Here is a 14,247-nt window from a genome sequence, read left to right on the forward strand (position 1 = left end):
GCGACGAGCGCCTCCGCGAGCGGGGTGCGGCCACCAGTGGGGACGTCGCCGAGCATCCGCTCGGCGCGGTCGACGGAGCTCGTGGGCTCGAGCGCGACCGTGGCCTTGTCGCCGCCGAAGGTGACCACGGCGACCTTGTCGCGCCGCTGGTAGGCGTCGAGCAGCAGGCTCACGACCGCGGTCTTGACCTCCCTGACGCGCTTCGTCGCGCCCATGGAACCGGAGGTGTCGACCACGAAGACGACGAGGTTGCCCTCCTTGCCCTCGCGGATGCTGCGGCGCAGGTGCTCGGGCCTGATCACTCCCCCGTCGCGGGCCGCGGCGAGGACGGTGCCGGTGACCGAGAGACCCTGACCCTGCGGGTGCTCGAGCGGTACGGCGCGCAGGTGGCGGCCGACCGTCGTGATCGCGGTCGAGCGCTTGCCCGTGACGCCCTGGCCGACGCGATCGACTTGGATCAGCCGCGCCTGGAAGGGAGTTCCGGCTGACTCGCGGGTGCGCTCGGCGGCGTCGCTCGACAGGTCGGCGCCCCGGTCCTTCGGCTCGGCCGGCGGCTCGAAAGACCGCGGTTCGGGCGACTCGCCGGAGTCCTGCGGCGCCTCCGCGGGCGTGTCGGCAGAACTGTGGTGGTTCGGGTCGGAGCCACCACCCTCGGGAGGCGTCGGGTCGTCGTCGGGACCGTCGGGGTCGGTCGGCTGCTCGGGCGCGTGCTCGTCGAGCAGCTCCTCGAGGTCCTGGCTCTGGTCGTGGGAGTCGAACGGGTTACGCCGGCGCCGGTGCGGCAGCGCGAGGCGGGCCGCGACACGCACGTCCTCCGCGGTGACCTCCGTGCGGCCGCACCAGGCGGCGTGCGCCACCGCAGTGCGCGCGGTGACCAGGTCGCCACGGAGCCCGTCGACGTCGTACGCCGCACACAGGGTCGCGATCTGCACGAGGATCTCGTCGGGCAGCTCGACCGAGCCGAGGAGTGCCTGCGCGGCGGCGATGCGCTCCGCGACGTCCGCATCCGCAGCGGCGTGCTTCGCCACGAACTCCTCCGGCGAGGCCTCGAAGGCCATCCGGCTCCGGATCACCTGCACGCGCAGCTCGGGGTCGCGCGAGGCGGCCACATCGACGGCGAGGCCGAAGCGGTCGAGGAGCTGTGGGCGCAGCTCGCCCTCCTCGGGGTTCATGGTGCCGACCATGACGAAGCTCGCCGCGTGCGTGACCGAGACCGCTTCGCGCTCGACCCGGGCCCGCCCCATCGCGGCAGCGTCGAGGAGCGAGTCGACCAGGTGGTCGGGCAGCAGGTTGACCTCGTCGACGTAGAGCAGGCCGCGGTTGGCGCGCGCCAGCAGGCCGGGCTCGAACTCGACCGATCCGGAGCCGACCAGCTTGTCGAGGTGGAGCGAGCCGACGACGCGGTCCTCGGTCGCGCCCACGGGGAGCTCGACGAGGGCGACGGGCCGCGTCGCCACGGCAGAGGTGTGCGCCGCGACGTCGGGGCAGTCCGGGTCGGGTGCGTCCGGGTCGCAGGAGAACCGGCAGCCCGCGAGCACGTCGATCGGCGGCAGCACCGAGGCCAGGCCGCGGACCATCGTCGACTTGGCGGTGCCCTTCTCGCCCCGCACCAACACGCCCCCGATGCCGGGGCTGACCACGGCCAGCGAGAGCGCCAGCCCGAGGTCGTCCTGCCCGACGACGGCGGAGAACGGGAAGGTGGAGCTCATCAGGAACGCCCCTCGATCTCGCCCTCGGTCTCGAGCATGATCTCGGCCAGCGCCTGCTTCATCTCCGGCGACGGCTCCTCCCACAGGCCACGGCTCTGCGCCTCGAGCAGCCGCTCGGCCATGCCGTGCAGCGCCCACGGGTTCGCCTCCTCGAGGAACGCCCGGTTGTCGGCGTCGAGCACGTAGGTCTCGGTGAGCTTCTCGTACATCCAGTCGGCGATGACGCCAGTCGTGGCGTCGTACCCGAAGAGGTAGTCGACCGTCGCGGCCATCTCGAACGCGCCCTTGTAGCCGTGGCGGCGCATCGCCTCGATCCAGCGCGGGTTGACGACGCGGGCACGGAAGACGCGGCTCGTCTCCTCCACGAGCGTGCGGGTGCGCACCGACTCGGGACGGGTCGAGTCGCCGATGTACGCCGCCGGCGCCTGGCCGGTCAGCGCACGCACGGTCGCGACCATGCCGCCGTGGTACTGGAAGTAGTCGTCGGAGTCGGCGATGTCGTGCTCGCGGGTGTCAGTGTTCTTCGCCGCCACCGCGATCCGCTTGTACGCCGTCTCCATGGCGTCGCGGGCCGGCTCACCGTGCTGGTCGCGGCCGTACACGTAGCCGCCCCAGGTCGTGTAGACCTCGGCCAGGTCGGCGTCGGTGCGCCAGTCCTTGGAGTCGATCAGCTGCAGCAGGCCGGCGCCGTACGTGCCGGGCTTGGAGCCGAAGATGCGGGCAGTGGCCGCGGAGGCCTCGGTGCCGGCGGCAACGTCCTCGGCGACGTGGGCGCGGACGTAGTTGTCCTCGTCCGCCTCCTCCTGCGCCGCGGCGATCTTCACCGCGTCGTCGAGCAGCGCCACGACGTGCGGGAAGGCGTCGCGGAAGAAGCCGGAGATACGCATGGTGACGTCGATGCGCGGGCGGCCGAGCTCCTCGAGCGAGATCGGCTCCAGATGGGTGACGCGGCGCGACGCCTCGTCCCACACCGGGCGGACACCGAGCAGCGCCAGGCACTCGGCGATGTCGTCGCCGGAGGTGCGCATGGCGGAGGTGCCCCACATGGAGAGGCCGACCGACTTCGGGTAGTCGCCCGTGTCCTGCTTGTGGCGCTCGACGAGGCTCTCCGCCAGGAGCTGGCCCGTCTCCCACGCGAGCTGCGAGGGGATCGCCTTCGGGTCGACCGAGTAGAAGTTGCGACCGGTCGGCAGCACGTTGACGAGGCCACGCAGCGGCGAGCCGGACGGGCCTGCCGGGACGAAGCCACCGCGCAGCGCGTTGACGATGTGGTCGAGCTCGTCAGTGGTCTGCTCCAGGCGGGGTGCCACCTCGGCGATCGCGAACTCGAGCACCCGCTGGACCTCCGCGGCATCACCCGAGTCGGGGACGAGCGAGAGCGCCTTGTCGATCGCGGCGTCGGACCAGCCGCCACCGTCGATGGCCAGCAGCATGTCACGGGCAATCGCCTCGAAACGGTCGGCACCCGCGCGGTCGCGGGCCGACTCGTCGAGGCCGAGGGCCTCGCGCAGGCCGACGACATGGGCGTTGCCGCCCCAGAGCTGGCGGGCCCGGAGGATGGCGAGCACCAGGTCGACCTTGGCCTCGCCTGCCGGCGGGGCGCCGAGGACGTGGAGGCCGTCGCGGATCTGGGAGTCCTTGATCTCGCAGAGCCAGCCGTCGATCTGCATGATCATGTCGTCGAAGCGCTCTTCGTCCGGCTTGTCGATCAGGCCGAGCTCGCGGTCCATCTTGGCGGCCTGGAGCAGCGTCCAGATCTTGCCCTGCAGCGCCGGGACCTTGGCCGGGTCCATCGTGGCGACGTTGCCGTACTCGTCGAGGAGCTGCTCGAGGCGGCTGATGTCGCCGTACGACTCGGCGCGCGCCATCGGCGGCACCAGGTGGTCGACGAGCGTGGCGTGGGCACGGCGCTTGGCCTGCGTGCCCTCGCCCGGGTCGTTGACGAGGAAGGGGTAGATGACCGGCAGGTCACCGAGGATCGCGTCGGGCGCGCAGTCGGCCGACAGGCCGGCGTTCTTGCCCGGGGTCCACTCGAGGTTGCCGTGCTTGCCGAGGTGGATGATGGCGTCGGCGCCCCAGCCACCCTCCTCCTGACGGGCCTCGAGCCATCGGTACGCCGCCATGTAGTGGTGGCTCGGCGGCAGGTCGCCGTCGTGGTAGATCGCGATCGGGTTCTCGCCGAAACCGCGCGGCGGCTGCACGAGGACGACGACGTTCTTGCTCTGGATCGCGGCCAGGACGATGTCGCCGTTGTCGACGAAGAGCTCGCCCGGAGCCGCACCCCACGTCTCCTCCATGTCGGAGCGCAGGCCGGCAGGGACCTTCTCGAACCACTTCGCATACGTCGCGGCGGGGACGCGGTTGGTGTTGGCGTCGAGCTGGCCTTGGGTCAGCCAGTCCTGGTCGTAGCCACCGGCGGCGATCAGCGCGTGGATCAGCTTGTCGCCGTCCTTCTCCGCGACGCCGGGGAACTCGTCGGCGCCGACCCAGCCCTCGTCGGCGAGGCGCTGGAGCAGGGCCATCGCCGAGGCGCCGGTGTCGAGGCCGACCGCGTTGCCGATGCGCGCGTGCTTGGTCGGGTAGGCGGAGAGGACCAGCGCGATGCGGTGCTCGCTCGGGTCGACGTGCGCCAGGCGGCCGTGGCCGATCGCGAGGCCGGCGACGCGCAGCGCGCGCTCGGGGTCCGCGACGTACGCCGGCAGGCCCTCGCTGTCGAACTCCTTGAACGAGAACGGCACCGTGATGATGCGGCCGTCGAACTCTGGCACCGCGATCTGCGTAGCCGCGTCGAGCGGCGAGACACCCTCGTCGTTCTCCTCCCACGTCTCGCGCGAGGAGGTGAGGCAGAGCGCCTGGAGGATCGGCTTGTTCAGGCGGGACAGCGCGCCGGCGTCCCACGACTCGTCGTCGCCGCCGGCCTGCGCCTTGGCCGGGGTCGAGCCACCGGCCGCGAGGACGGTGGTGACGATGACGTCGGCCTCGGCCAGCGCCTCGAGCAGCGTGGGGTCGGCGTCACGGAGGGAGGCGCACCAGATCGGCAGCGCCACCCCGCCCTTCGCCTCGATCGCGTCGGCGAGGGCGCCGATGAAGGCGTTGTTGCCCGACATCTCGTGGGCGCGATAGTAGAGGACCGCCACCTTGGTGCCGCTCTGGTTCGTCGCCTCACGCTCGTAGCGGCCCCAGGCCGGTGAGGCGGCCGGGGCGTCGAAGCCCTCTCCGGTCAGCAGCACCGTGTCGGAGAGGAAACGGGCCAGGTGCTCGAGGTTCGCCGGACCACCGTGGGCGAGGTAGGCGTGGGCCTGCGCGGCAACTCCGGCCGGCACGGTCGAGTGGCCCATCAGCTCGGCGTCGGGAGCCTGCTCACCGGTGAGCACCACGACGGGCTTTCCGCTCGCCAGCAGGGTGTCGAGACCCTCGGCCCAGGCCTGGCGACCGCCGAGGAGGCGCACCACCACGAGGTCGGTCCCGTCGAGCAGCGCGGGCAGCTCGTCGAGCGCGAGGCGGGCGGGGTTGGCGTAACGCCAGGTGACCGGCGCCCCGGCCGCGTTGGCGGCACGGGCGCTCATCAGGTCGGTGTCGGAGGTCGACAGGAGCAGCAGCACTTCGATCCCTTCGTGGGGTTTCCTCGCCCCGGTCATCAGGGTGGGGTGACGGGAGTTCCTGACTTCACCGGCCCTGGCTCTCGGCCAGGGACGCGGCGTACACAGTGGCGGGACCGTGCCGGAGTCGCACCGGCTTCCTCGCTCGTCACCCAACGTTCTGGGTCGCACACCCGGCCGGGCGCACGCCCGACGAGCATAAACCGCGTGCCGGGAAGAGACCGCCTCGTCGGCCGGTCCCGGACCGGCGGGAGGTGGGTAGTTCTACCCGTTCCCGCCGGCACCCGGCCGCCCTACGCTGCGCGCACGTGTCTCAAACAACTGCTCGGGGGTCCACCTTGTCGCGCATCCGTTTTCTGCTCTCCTTCCTCGCCACCCTGCTGGTCAGCTCGGCGACGATCACCGGTCTGACGCAGAGCCCCGCCAACGCGGACATCGGGTCCTGCCTACGCCCGTTCTCCTCGACCCCCGCCACCGGCCTGCACTACAACGACCCGTGGGAGAAGGACTACGCCGCCCGCAGGGCGCTGATGGACCGCATCGCGGACACCCCGGCTGGCGGCCGGATCCGGGTCACGATCTGGAAGATCACCGACGCCGGGGTCACCGACTGCCTGATCCGCGCGCGCCTGCGCGGGGTGACCGTCCAGGTGCTGATGCCCGACGCCCACTGCAACTCCTACGAGGCACCGCGCCTGCGCAGGGCGCTCACCGGCACCTCGTCGTGGGTCCACTGCGTCGACCAGACCCCCGGAGCGCACACGCTGCACCAGAAGTCGATCATCTTCGACAAGACCGGAGGCGTTCCCTACGTGACGCTGGTCGGGTCGGCCAACATGACCAACTCGGCCTGGCAGACGCAGTGGAACGACTACTTCGAGTACGCCGGACTCAGGTCTCAGGACGTCTTCAGCTGGTACGCCAAGCGGTTCAACCGGCTCAACACCTACCGGCGCTCGCCCTCCCAGATCGGGGGGCAGACCTCCATCGCGGCCGATGGTCGCGCCGGAGCCTGGTTCCTCCCACGCGTGGCGGACCGGGCCCACGACCCGGAGTACGTCGAGCTGAACAAGCTCCCGAACAACTCCTCGACCCGGATCCGGGTCGCCATGTTCGGTATGGGCGGCACCCGGGGCAACTGGCTGGCCACCGAGCTGATCGAGAAGAAGAAGGCCGGTGCGCAGGTCTACTTCATCGCCGGACCGTCCGTGAGCAACGCCATCAAGGACCGGCTGAAGGCGGCGCGCATCCCCGTCCACAACGGCTATCGCGGTCCCGACTGCGAGGGCAGCAACGAGGACTACACCACCGGCACCTGCACCTTCTCCCACCTGAAGATGTGGACGGCCTACTGGAAGTCGAACGGCGAGGAGAACTTCCGCAGCTACACCGGCTCGGACAACTGGTCGCTCAACACGCTGCGCAACTTCGACGTCATCCAGCGGATCGGCGGCAAGGGGTCCTACAACGACTTCTACACGCTCTTCCAGGACATCTGGGACTCGACGCGGGCCTACTGAGGCCGTCCGACCGAGCCCGTCCAGCGCGCACCCGGCCCGTGGGGTCCGGGTGCGCGCTCATTTACGCTTCCGGGGTGTCCCGACCCTCCGCCGACGATCGCTGCCCCGGCGCGGTGCGTCTCCACGAGGCGGCGGATGGCTTCGTGGCGCGCGTGCGCATCCCGGGGGGCCGCGTGTCCGCGGCCCAGCTGGACACCCTTGCCTCGCTCGCCTCGACGGCCGGCGACGGGCACCTCTACCTGACCTCTCGCGGCAACGTGCAGCTCCGCGGCCTCGCCTCCGGCTGCGGTCAGGACGTCGCCGACGCGCTGTACGCCGCCGGCCTGCTGCCGTCACTGACCCATGACCGGGTACGCAACGTCGTCGCCTCTCCGCTGTCGGGCGTGGACGTTGTCGCCGACGTCGAGGACGTGCTGGCCGAGCTGGACGCCTCGCTGCTCGACGACGAGGGGCTGGTCGCGCTCTCGGGACGCTTCCTCTTCGGCATCGACGCGGGGGTCGGGGACGTCGTCGCCCTCGCCCCCGATGTCGCGGTGGCGCTCGAGGGCGCTACGGGCGCTGCGGGCGCGGGCGAGTGGCGGCTCGTCGTCGCGGGGCAGCCGACGGCGGTGACCGCGCCGTACGACCTGGGGGCCGATCTGCTCATCGGGGCCGCGCACCGGTTCCTGGCACTGCGCGACGAGCACGCGACGACCGCCTGGCGCGCTGCGGAGCTGCCGGCAGCGGCCCTGGCCGAGCTCGCGCCGGGGCGCCCCGGGCCCTCGCTCGCGCCGAGTAACGCGGAGTCACCTGCACTTCCGCGCCCACACGCGGGCGCCGAAGCGCACGTGACTCCGCGTTACTGCCGTTGGCTGGGCGCGTACGACAGGGCAGTCGTCGCCGGGGTGCCGCTCGGCTCCGCGCCCGCCGAGGCGTGGCGCGCGATCGCCGACCTCGTCCCGGCCGCACGGGCGGACGACACCAGCGCCGTCCGGATCACGCCGTGGCGCTCGGTGGTGCTCATCGATCCGGCCCCGAACGCCGAGGACGTCCTGCGTGGGCACGGGTTCCTGCTCGACGACGCCGACCCCCTCGCGCAGGTGACCGCCTGCATCGGCAAGCCGGGCTGCGGTAGGGCGCTGGCCGACGTACGGGCCGACGCAGCCCGGCTCGCGGCCGCACACCCCGGCGTCCGCCTGCACGTGAGCGGTTGTGACCGCCGGTGCGGCCACCCCACCTCGTCCCACCTCTCCGCAGTCGCCGTCGCGGACGGCACCGATCACCAGACGCACTACAGCCTGGAGCAGCACTGATGCAGTACGAGAAGGACGGCAACGCGATCTACGAGGAGTCGTTCGCGATGATCCGGCGCGAGTCGGACCTGGCGCGCTTCGACGAGCTCACCGAGCCCGTCGTGGTCCGGATGATCCACTCCTGCGGCCAGACCGACCTGCCCGCCGATGTCGCGCACTCCCCCGGCTTCGCGGCGGCCGCGCGGAGCGCACTCAAGGCCGGCGCGCCGATCATCACTGACGCCAACATGGTCGCGTACGGCGTGACCCGCGCCCGCCTCCCCAAGGAGAACGAGGTCATCTGCCTGATCCGCGACGAGCGCGTCGCTCCCCTCGCAGCGGAGCTCGGCACCACCCGCAGCGCGGCGGCGTTCGAGCTGCTGCGTGACCGGCTCGAGGGGTCGGTCGTGGCGATCGGCAACGCCCCGACTGCGCTCTTCCACCTGCTCGAGATGATCGAGGCGGGCGGGCCCCGCCCTGCGGCGATCCTCGGCATCCCGGTCGGCTTCGTCGGCGCGGTCGAGTCGAAGGAGGCCCTCGCGCAGAGCGACCTCGGCCTCGAGTGGCTCGTCGTGCACGGCCGCCGGGGCGGTTCGGCCATCACCGCGGGCGCGCTCAACGCGCTCGCCTCGGACGTGGAGATCATCCGATGAACAGCGCGACCCAGCCCGGCAAGCTCTACGGCGTCGGCCTCGGCACCGGCGACCCCAAGCTGATGACCCTGCGCGCCGTGGAAGTGATCCAGGCCGCCGACGTCATCGCCTACCACTCGGCTCGCCATGGCCGTTCCAACGCGCGACGCATCGCTGCGGCGTACATCCGCGAGGACCACGTCGAGGAGCACCTGGTCTACCCGCTGACGACCGAGACCACCGACCACCCCGGTGGCTACCGTGGCGCGATCGAGGAGTTCTACGAGGAGGCCGCGGCCCGGCTCGCCGCGCACCTCGACTCCGGCCGCTCCGTCGCGATCCTCAGCGAGGGCGACCCGCTGATCTACTCGAGCTACCAGCACATGCACAAGCGGCTGGCGCACCGCTACGACACGGAGACCGTGCCCGGCGTGAGCTCGATCCAGGCGGGTGTCGCCGCGCTCGGCGTGCCCCTCACCGAGGACCGCGAGGTGCTCACCGTCCTGCCCGGCACGCTGCCCGAGGAGGAGCTCGCCGCCCGGATCGCCTCGACCGACTCGGCGGTGATCCTCAAGATGGGCCGCACGTTCCCCGCCATCCGCGCTGCCCTCGACGCCGCTGGCCGGCTCGACGACGCGTGGTACGTCGAGCGGGCAACCATGCCGGAGCAGCGCGTCGAGCGGCTGGCGTCCGTTGATCCGGAGTCGGTTCCGTACTTCTCGATGGCGGTGCTGCCGTCGCGGGTCGCCGGTATGACGCCGCTGACCACAACTCCCACTTCGGAGGACCACAACTCACACCTGGGCGAGCCACAAGCCACACCTCGGCGCGGCCGGGTCACCGTCGTCGGCACCGGCCCCGCCGGTCCGCTCTGGCTCACCCCCGAGGTCAAGGGCGCGCTCGCCGCGGCAGACGACCTCGTCGGCTACACGACGTACGTGAAGCGGGTGCCCGAGCGCCCGGGGCAGGTCCGCCACCTGAGCGACAACAAGGTCGAGTCGGAACGCGCGGAGTTCGCCCTCGACCTGGCGGCACGGGGGCGCAACGTCGTCGTCGTGTCGAGTGGCGACCCGGGGGTCTTCGCGATGGCGACCGCCGTGCTCGAGGTGGCCTGCGAGGAGCGGTGGTCGGGCATCGAGGTCCACGTGATGCCGGGGATGACGGCTGCCCACGCCGCCGCCTCGCGCGTCGGCGCACCGCTCGGCCACGACTACGCGACGATCTCGCTCAGCGACCGGCTCAAGCCGTGGGAGGTGATCGCGAAGCGGATCCGGCTCGCCGCCGAGGCGGACCTGGTGCTGGCGATCTACAACCCCGCCTCGAAGGAGCGCCGCCAGCAGGTCGTCGCCCTCAAGGAGCTCCTGCTCGAGGTGCGCAAGCCCGACACCCCCGTCGTCCTCGCCCGCGATGTCGGCGGCCCCACCGAGGTCATCCGGATCGTCGAGCTCGGCGAGATGGACCCCGAGGTCATCGACATGCGCACGCTGATCCTGGTGGGGTCCAGCCAGACGCAGAAGGTCGAGCGGGCAACCGGCGACACCGTCGTCTGGACGCCGCGGCGCTACCCCGACTGAGCCGCGCGCGGAGCGGGTCAGCCGGCGAGGACGTGGAGCACGTCCTCGACACTGTCGACGACCTCGGCACCGTGCGGTGCCGGCGGTCGCGCGACCACGATCACCTCGATGCCGAGCTGTGCGGCGGCCTCGAGCTTGGCGGCGGTCGCCGCGCCCCCGGAGTCCTTGGTCACCAGGGTGTCGATCCCGTGGCGCTGCATCAGCGCGATCTCGTCCTCGAGCGCGAAGGGTCCCCGGTCGAGCAGCAGCACGTGGTGCTTGGGCAGCACGCTCGGCGGGTCGATCGCCCGGATCACGAACCGCGCGTCCACGTGCCCGAACGCCGCCACCTGCTGGCGGCCGATGGTCAGGAAGACGGTCGCCCCGGGTGGCAGCACCTCGGCTGCCGCGTGGATGTCGGGGACCACGACGTACTCCTCGCGCAGGGGGAAGCCCGGGCGGCGCAGCAGCAGGTGCCGCGTGGCGGTCTCGCTGGCAGCGGCGTACGCGTTGGCGGAGATGTGCTCGGCGAACGGGTGCGTCGCGTCGACCACGGCGTCGACCCGTTCCTCCACGAGGTACGACGCGAGGCCGGCAGGTCCGCCGAAGCCACCCACCCGGACCTCGCCGTCGGGGAGGACGGGGGTGCTGACCCGGCCCGCGAGTGAGCTGACCACCTCGTGACCGGCGTCGGCCAGGCGCGCTGCGAGCTCACGCGCCTCCGACGTACCGCCCAGCAGCAGGATCCTCACGCCTGACACCCTAGGACGCCTCGTCAACCAGATCGTTAGGGTGACCAGCGTGACCAGCGAGCCCGGATCTGCCGACGCAGGCGAGGCGACGCCCAGCGGGCGGCCCGCCCAGCTGGAGCGCACGGGCCTGCGCAGCGGCTGGACGACGGGCGCCTGCGCCACCGCGGCGACCAAGGCGGCGTACGTCGCGCTGCTGACGGGTGACTTCCCCGACCCGGTGGCGATCACGCTGCCGACCGCCTCCCCGTCGTTCGCGCTGACGGTGGAGGAGCTCGCGGACGACGGGGCCTGGGCGATGGCCGGTGTCACCAAGGACGCCGGCGACGACCCGGACGTCACCCACCTGGCGCTCGTCCGCTCGACCGTAAGGCGCGGTGCGCCCGGCACCGGCGTGACCTTCGTGGCCGGACCCGGCGTCGGCACCGTGACCAAGCCCGGCCTGCCTCTCGCCGTGGGCGAGCCGGCGATCAACCCGATGCCGCGGCAGTTCATCGCCTCGCACGTCGCAGAGGTCGCCGCCGAGCTCGGAGACAGCGGCGACGTCGTCGTGGAGATCTCGATCGACGACGGCGAGGAGATCGCGCGCAAGACCTGGAACCCCCGGCTCGGCATCCTCGGCGGGCTCTCGGTCCTGGGCACCACCGGTGTCGTCGTCCCCTACTCCTGCTCGGCGTGGATCGACTCGATCCGGCGCGGCATCGACGTCGCGCGGGCGGCAGGCCACCCGCACGTCGCGGGCTGCACGGGCTCGACGTCGGAGAAGGTGGCCGTGGCGGAGTACGGACTGCCCGACGATGCTCTGCTCGACATGGGCGACTTCGCGGGCGCGGTGCTGAAGTACCTCCGCCGCCATCCGGTCCCGCGCCTGACCATCGTCGGCGGCTTCGCCAAGCTCTCCAAGCTCGCAGCCGGCCACCTCGACCTCCACTCGGGGCGCTCGCAGGTCTCGCTCTCGCACCTGTCCGACCTGGCCGCGGAGGCTGGCTTCTCGCTCGACCTGGGCGGGTGCAACACCGGCCTGGAGGCGCTCCACCGGGCGCAGGCCGCGGGGGTGCCGTTGGGCGACCTGGTCGCGACGGCCGCGGCCCGCGAGGCCCTGGCGGTGCTGCGTGAGGCACCGGTCGCGGTCGACGTCGTCTGCATCGACCGCGCCGGCAGCATCGTCGGGCGCTGCGCTCCGATGGCGCGCTGAGGCAGCGCTCAGAGCACGAAGGGCACGACCCACTTCGTGCGCGCCTTGTACGCCGCCCACGCGGCGTACCGGCTCACCCTCGCCTCCTTGGCGAGCATGTTCGGCGTGAAGAGGCCGAGCCAGACCCACGCCAGCACGGCGAACGGGATCCAGTGCCACACCAGCAGCGCGAAGCCCAGGTAGATCATCATCTCGCCGCTGTAGTTCGGGTGGCGGACGTAGCGGAACATCCCGGTCGTGATCAGGCCGCGCTGGATCCGCAGGGTCGCCCACTTCTGCACGTCGGCCGCCATCATGATGACCATGCCGAGCGTCGAGAGGGCGATCGCGAGGGCGAACCAGGCACGGTCGTCGAGCGGGTAGTCGCCGCCGTGGCCCGCGATCAGCAGCCAGCCGAAGAGCCAGTACCAGCCGAGAACCGCGACGATCGAGTTGAGCGCACCGAGCGCGGTGATCCGCACCTGCCAGGCCGGGTCGGGGAACGCCTTGTCCTTCAGGTACCAGACCAGGCCGTAGGAGCCGTGCAGCGCGAGGTAGATCCAGGCCGCCGTGCTGCTCCCCGCCTCGGTATCGCGGTAGATCCAGAGCAGCGCGCCGAGATAGGCCGGCATCAGCGCCTTCTGGAAGTTGATCACCGTGGCGAACTTCATGATCCGCGGCCCACCGGGCGCATCGGTGACCAGACGGCGCTGGAACTCGCGACCGAAGCGGGCGTACGCGGGCGCGGGCCGGCCGGAGGTGCTGCTCATGCCAGGACTTCCTCGGGGACGGTGGTGGCGGTGCGGGACGGCGTCGAGCGGCGAGCCCAGCGGGTGGTGACGCGAGCATGGTTGAACCCCGCGACGAAGAGCGCAAGGGACCAACCGATGGAGGCGGCCCACCACGCCTCGACGAGCGGCATGTCGTGGACGGCGAGGGCGAAGGCGAGGAAGCCGACCGAGACGAGCGGGGAGACCAGCGTCGCGTTGAGCCAGGTCCGCCACGCGACGACCCCGGCGCGCTGGCCACGGCGCTCCGCCTGCCGCACCCGCCAGGCGAGGTACGCCGCGGTGAGGGGCAGCGGGATGACCCAGGAGGCGACAAGCGCCTCACGCCCGGGCACCCACGCCTGCGGCGTGCCCTCGACAGCCCAGTCCGTGCCGGCCCAGACCAGGCCGAGGATCACGACGCCGAGGAGCCCCAGCAGCACGGCTGCGCGGTTGGCGAGGGGCAGCACCATCGGGCTCTGCCGACGGAGCCGACCGCCGCCGTACCGCTGCAGGTAGAGCGCCGCGCCGAGGAAGAGCAGGGGCCCGGCGTAGGCCGCCTCGGTCAGGTTGATCTGCTCCTTCGTCATCGTGGAGAACTGGCCGACCACGATCCAGCCGACGCGAAGCAGTCCGGCCGAGCAGATCATCGCGAAGCCCCACGCCATGTACTCGCGGTGTGCGGCGACGTCACGGCGGACGATCGCCGCCAGCGCGAGCGTGGGCGCCAGCAGCGTGCCGGCGGCGAGCACCCAGAGGATCTCGGCGAACGCCTTGCCGGAGAAGACCTCCGCGTCCGGCGTGCGGAGCAGGTAGGCGATCGCCGTGGTCGCGACGACCCACGAGCCGAGGATGAAGAGGTAGCCGCAGAGCCGGTGGAGCCACGGTGCGTGGCGGCGGATCCGGTCGGAGAACTGCAGGAAGCCCGCCACCAGCGTGAGCGTGCCCACCACCGAGTGCATCCACATGATCGCGAAGCTGCGGACCAGCACCGGGACGTGACCGTCGTGGCCGGAGCCGACGCCGTAGGCGAACGACGGGGAGATCAGCAGAGCCAGGACGCGGTCCTGGAAGTTGCGGGCGCTCTCCGGGTCGCCGGTGGGATCGAGGAAGAAGGTGGTGAACGCCATCGGCGCGTAGAAGGCGATCGCGAGCGCCAGTGCTGCGGCGGCTGCGGGGCGGAGGCGCGACGCCGTCCGGCGCGGGCGATGGGAGGCGACGGCTGACGTGGTCATGGCAAAACCATAAAGGCATTATGTGTTTGGGTGGAACG

At 71.8% G+C, this 14,247-nt stretch carries 10 protein-coding genes and 1 riboswitch; of the genes, 5 read left to right on the forward strand and 5 right to left on the reverse strand.

The window, feature by feature from the left end; all coding sequences use genetic code 11:
* Together VLF38_RS12390 and cobN are read right to left on the reverse strand one after the other, a co-directional pair.
* Window positions 1–1,709: ATP-binding protein (locus tag VLF38_RS12390; RefSeq protein ID WP_325271553.1), on the reverse strand; the 1,709-nt coding region annotated here is incomplete at its 3' end.
* Window positions 1,709–5,311, reverse strand: a complete 3,603-nt coding sequence (gene cobN / locus VLF38_RS12395; RefSeq protein WP_325271554.1) for a cobaltochelatase subunit CobN — start codon at window positions 5,309–5,311, stop codon at window positions 1,709–1,711. The genes VLF38_RS12390 and cobN, both read right to left, overlap by 1 nt.
* A gap of 52 nt (window positions 5,312–5,363) precedes the next feature.
* Window positions 5,364–5,451: riboswitch (cobalamin riboswitch) on the reverse strand.
* Window positions 5,452–5,646: 195 nt separating this feature from the next.
* On the opposite strand from cobN, the gene VLF38_RS12400 reads away from it, so the two are divergent.
* The 4 genes from VLF38_RS12400 to cobJ all read left to right on the forward strand — a co-directional run bounded on the left by VLF38_RS12400 (window position 5,647) and on the right by cobJ (window position 10,305).
* The gene (locus tag VLF38_RS12400; RefSeq protein WP_325271555.1) at window positions 5,647–6,828 is read left to right on the forward strand and encodes a phospholipase D-like domain-containing protein; all 1,182 of its coding nucleotides are present in this window, start codon (window positions 5,647–5,649) and stop codon (window positions 6,826–6,828) included.
* A 74-nt stretch (window positions 6,829–6,902) separates the two neighbouring features.
* A complete protein-coding gene (locus VLF38_RS12405; protein ID WP_325271556.1) occupies window positions 6,903–8,120 on the forward strand; it encodes a precorrin-3B synthase in 1,218 nt (405 codons plus the stop codon).
* Window positions 8,117–8,752 (forward strand): precorrin-8X methylmutase, encoded by a 636-nt coding sequence (locus VLF38_RS12410; protein ID WP_349255584.1) that lies wholly within the window; start codon window positions 8,117–8,119, stop codon window positions 8,750–8,752. Before VLF38_RS12405 ends, VLF38_RS12410 begins: the two co-directional genes overlap by 4 nt.
* Window positions 8,749–10,305, forward strand: coding sequence for a precorrin-3B C(17)-methyltransferase (cobJ, locus tag VLF38_RS12415; RefSeq protein WP_325271558.1), 1,557 nt, complete (start codon window positions 8,749–8,751; stop codon window positions 10,303–10,305). Before VLF38_RS12410 ends, cobJ begins: the two co-directional genes overlap by 4 nt.
* Window positions 10,306–10,322: 17 nt before the next feature.
* Here cobJ and VLF38_RS12420 read toward each other — a convergent pair whose 3' ends face one another.
* A complete protein-coding gene (locus tag VLF38_RS12420) occupies window positions 10,323–11,036 on the reverse strand; it encodes a cobalt-precorrin-6A reductase (RefSeq protein WP_325271559.1) in 714 nt (237 codons plus the stop codon).
* A 49-nt stretch (window positions 11,037–11,085) separates the two neighbouring features.
* On the opposite strand from VLF38_RS12420, the gene VLF38_RS12425 reads away from it, so the two are divergent.
* Entirely contained in the window at window positions 11,086–12,228 is a 1,143-nt protein-coding gene (locus VLF38_RS12425) for a cobalt-precorrin-5B (C(1))-methyltransferase (RefSeq protein ID WP_325271560.1), read from the forward strand.
* A gap of 8 nt (window positions 12,229–12,236) precedes the next feature.
* On the opposite strand, the gene VLF38_RS12430 is transcribed toward VLF38_RS12425, so the two are convergent.
* Both VLF38_RS12430 and VLF38_RS12435 read right to left on the reverse strand, forming a co-directional pair.
* On the reverse strand, window positions 12,237–12,977 hold the full coding sequence (locus VLF38_RS12430; RefSeq protein WP_325271561.1) for a methyltransferase family protein: 741 nt from the start codon (window positions 12,975–12,977) through the stop codon (window positions 12,237–12,239).
* Entirely contained in the window at window positions 12,974–14,209 is a 1,236-nt protein-coding gene (locus VLF38_RS12435) for a DUF2306 domain-containing protein (protein ID WP_325271562.1), read from the reverse strand. Before VLF38_RS12435 ends, VLF38_RS12430 begins: the two co-directional genes overlap by 4 nt.
* Between the last annotated feature and the right edge of the window lie 38 nt (window positions 14,210–14,247).

The organism is Nocardioides sp. (assembly GCF_035481145.1).
Lineage (GTDB): Bacteria > Actinomycetota > Actinomycetes > Propionibacteriales > Nocardioidaceae > Nocardioides.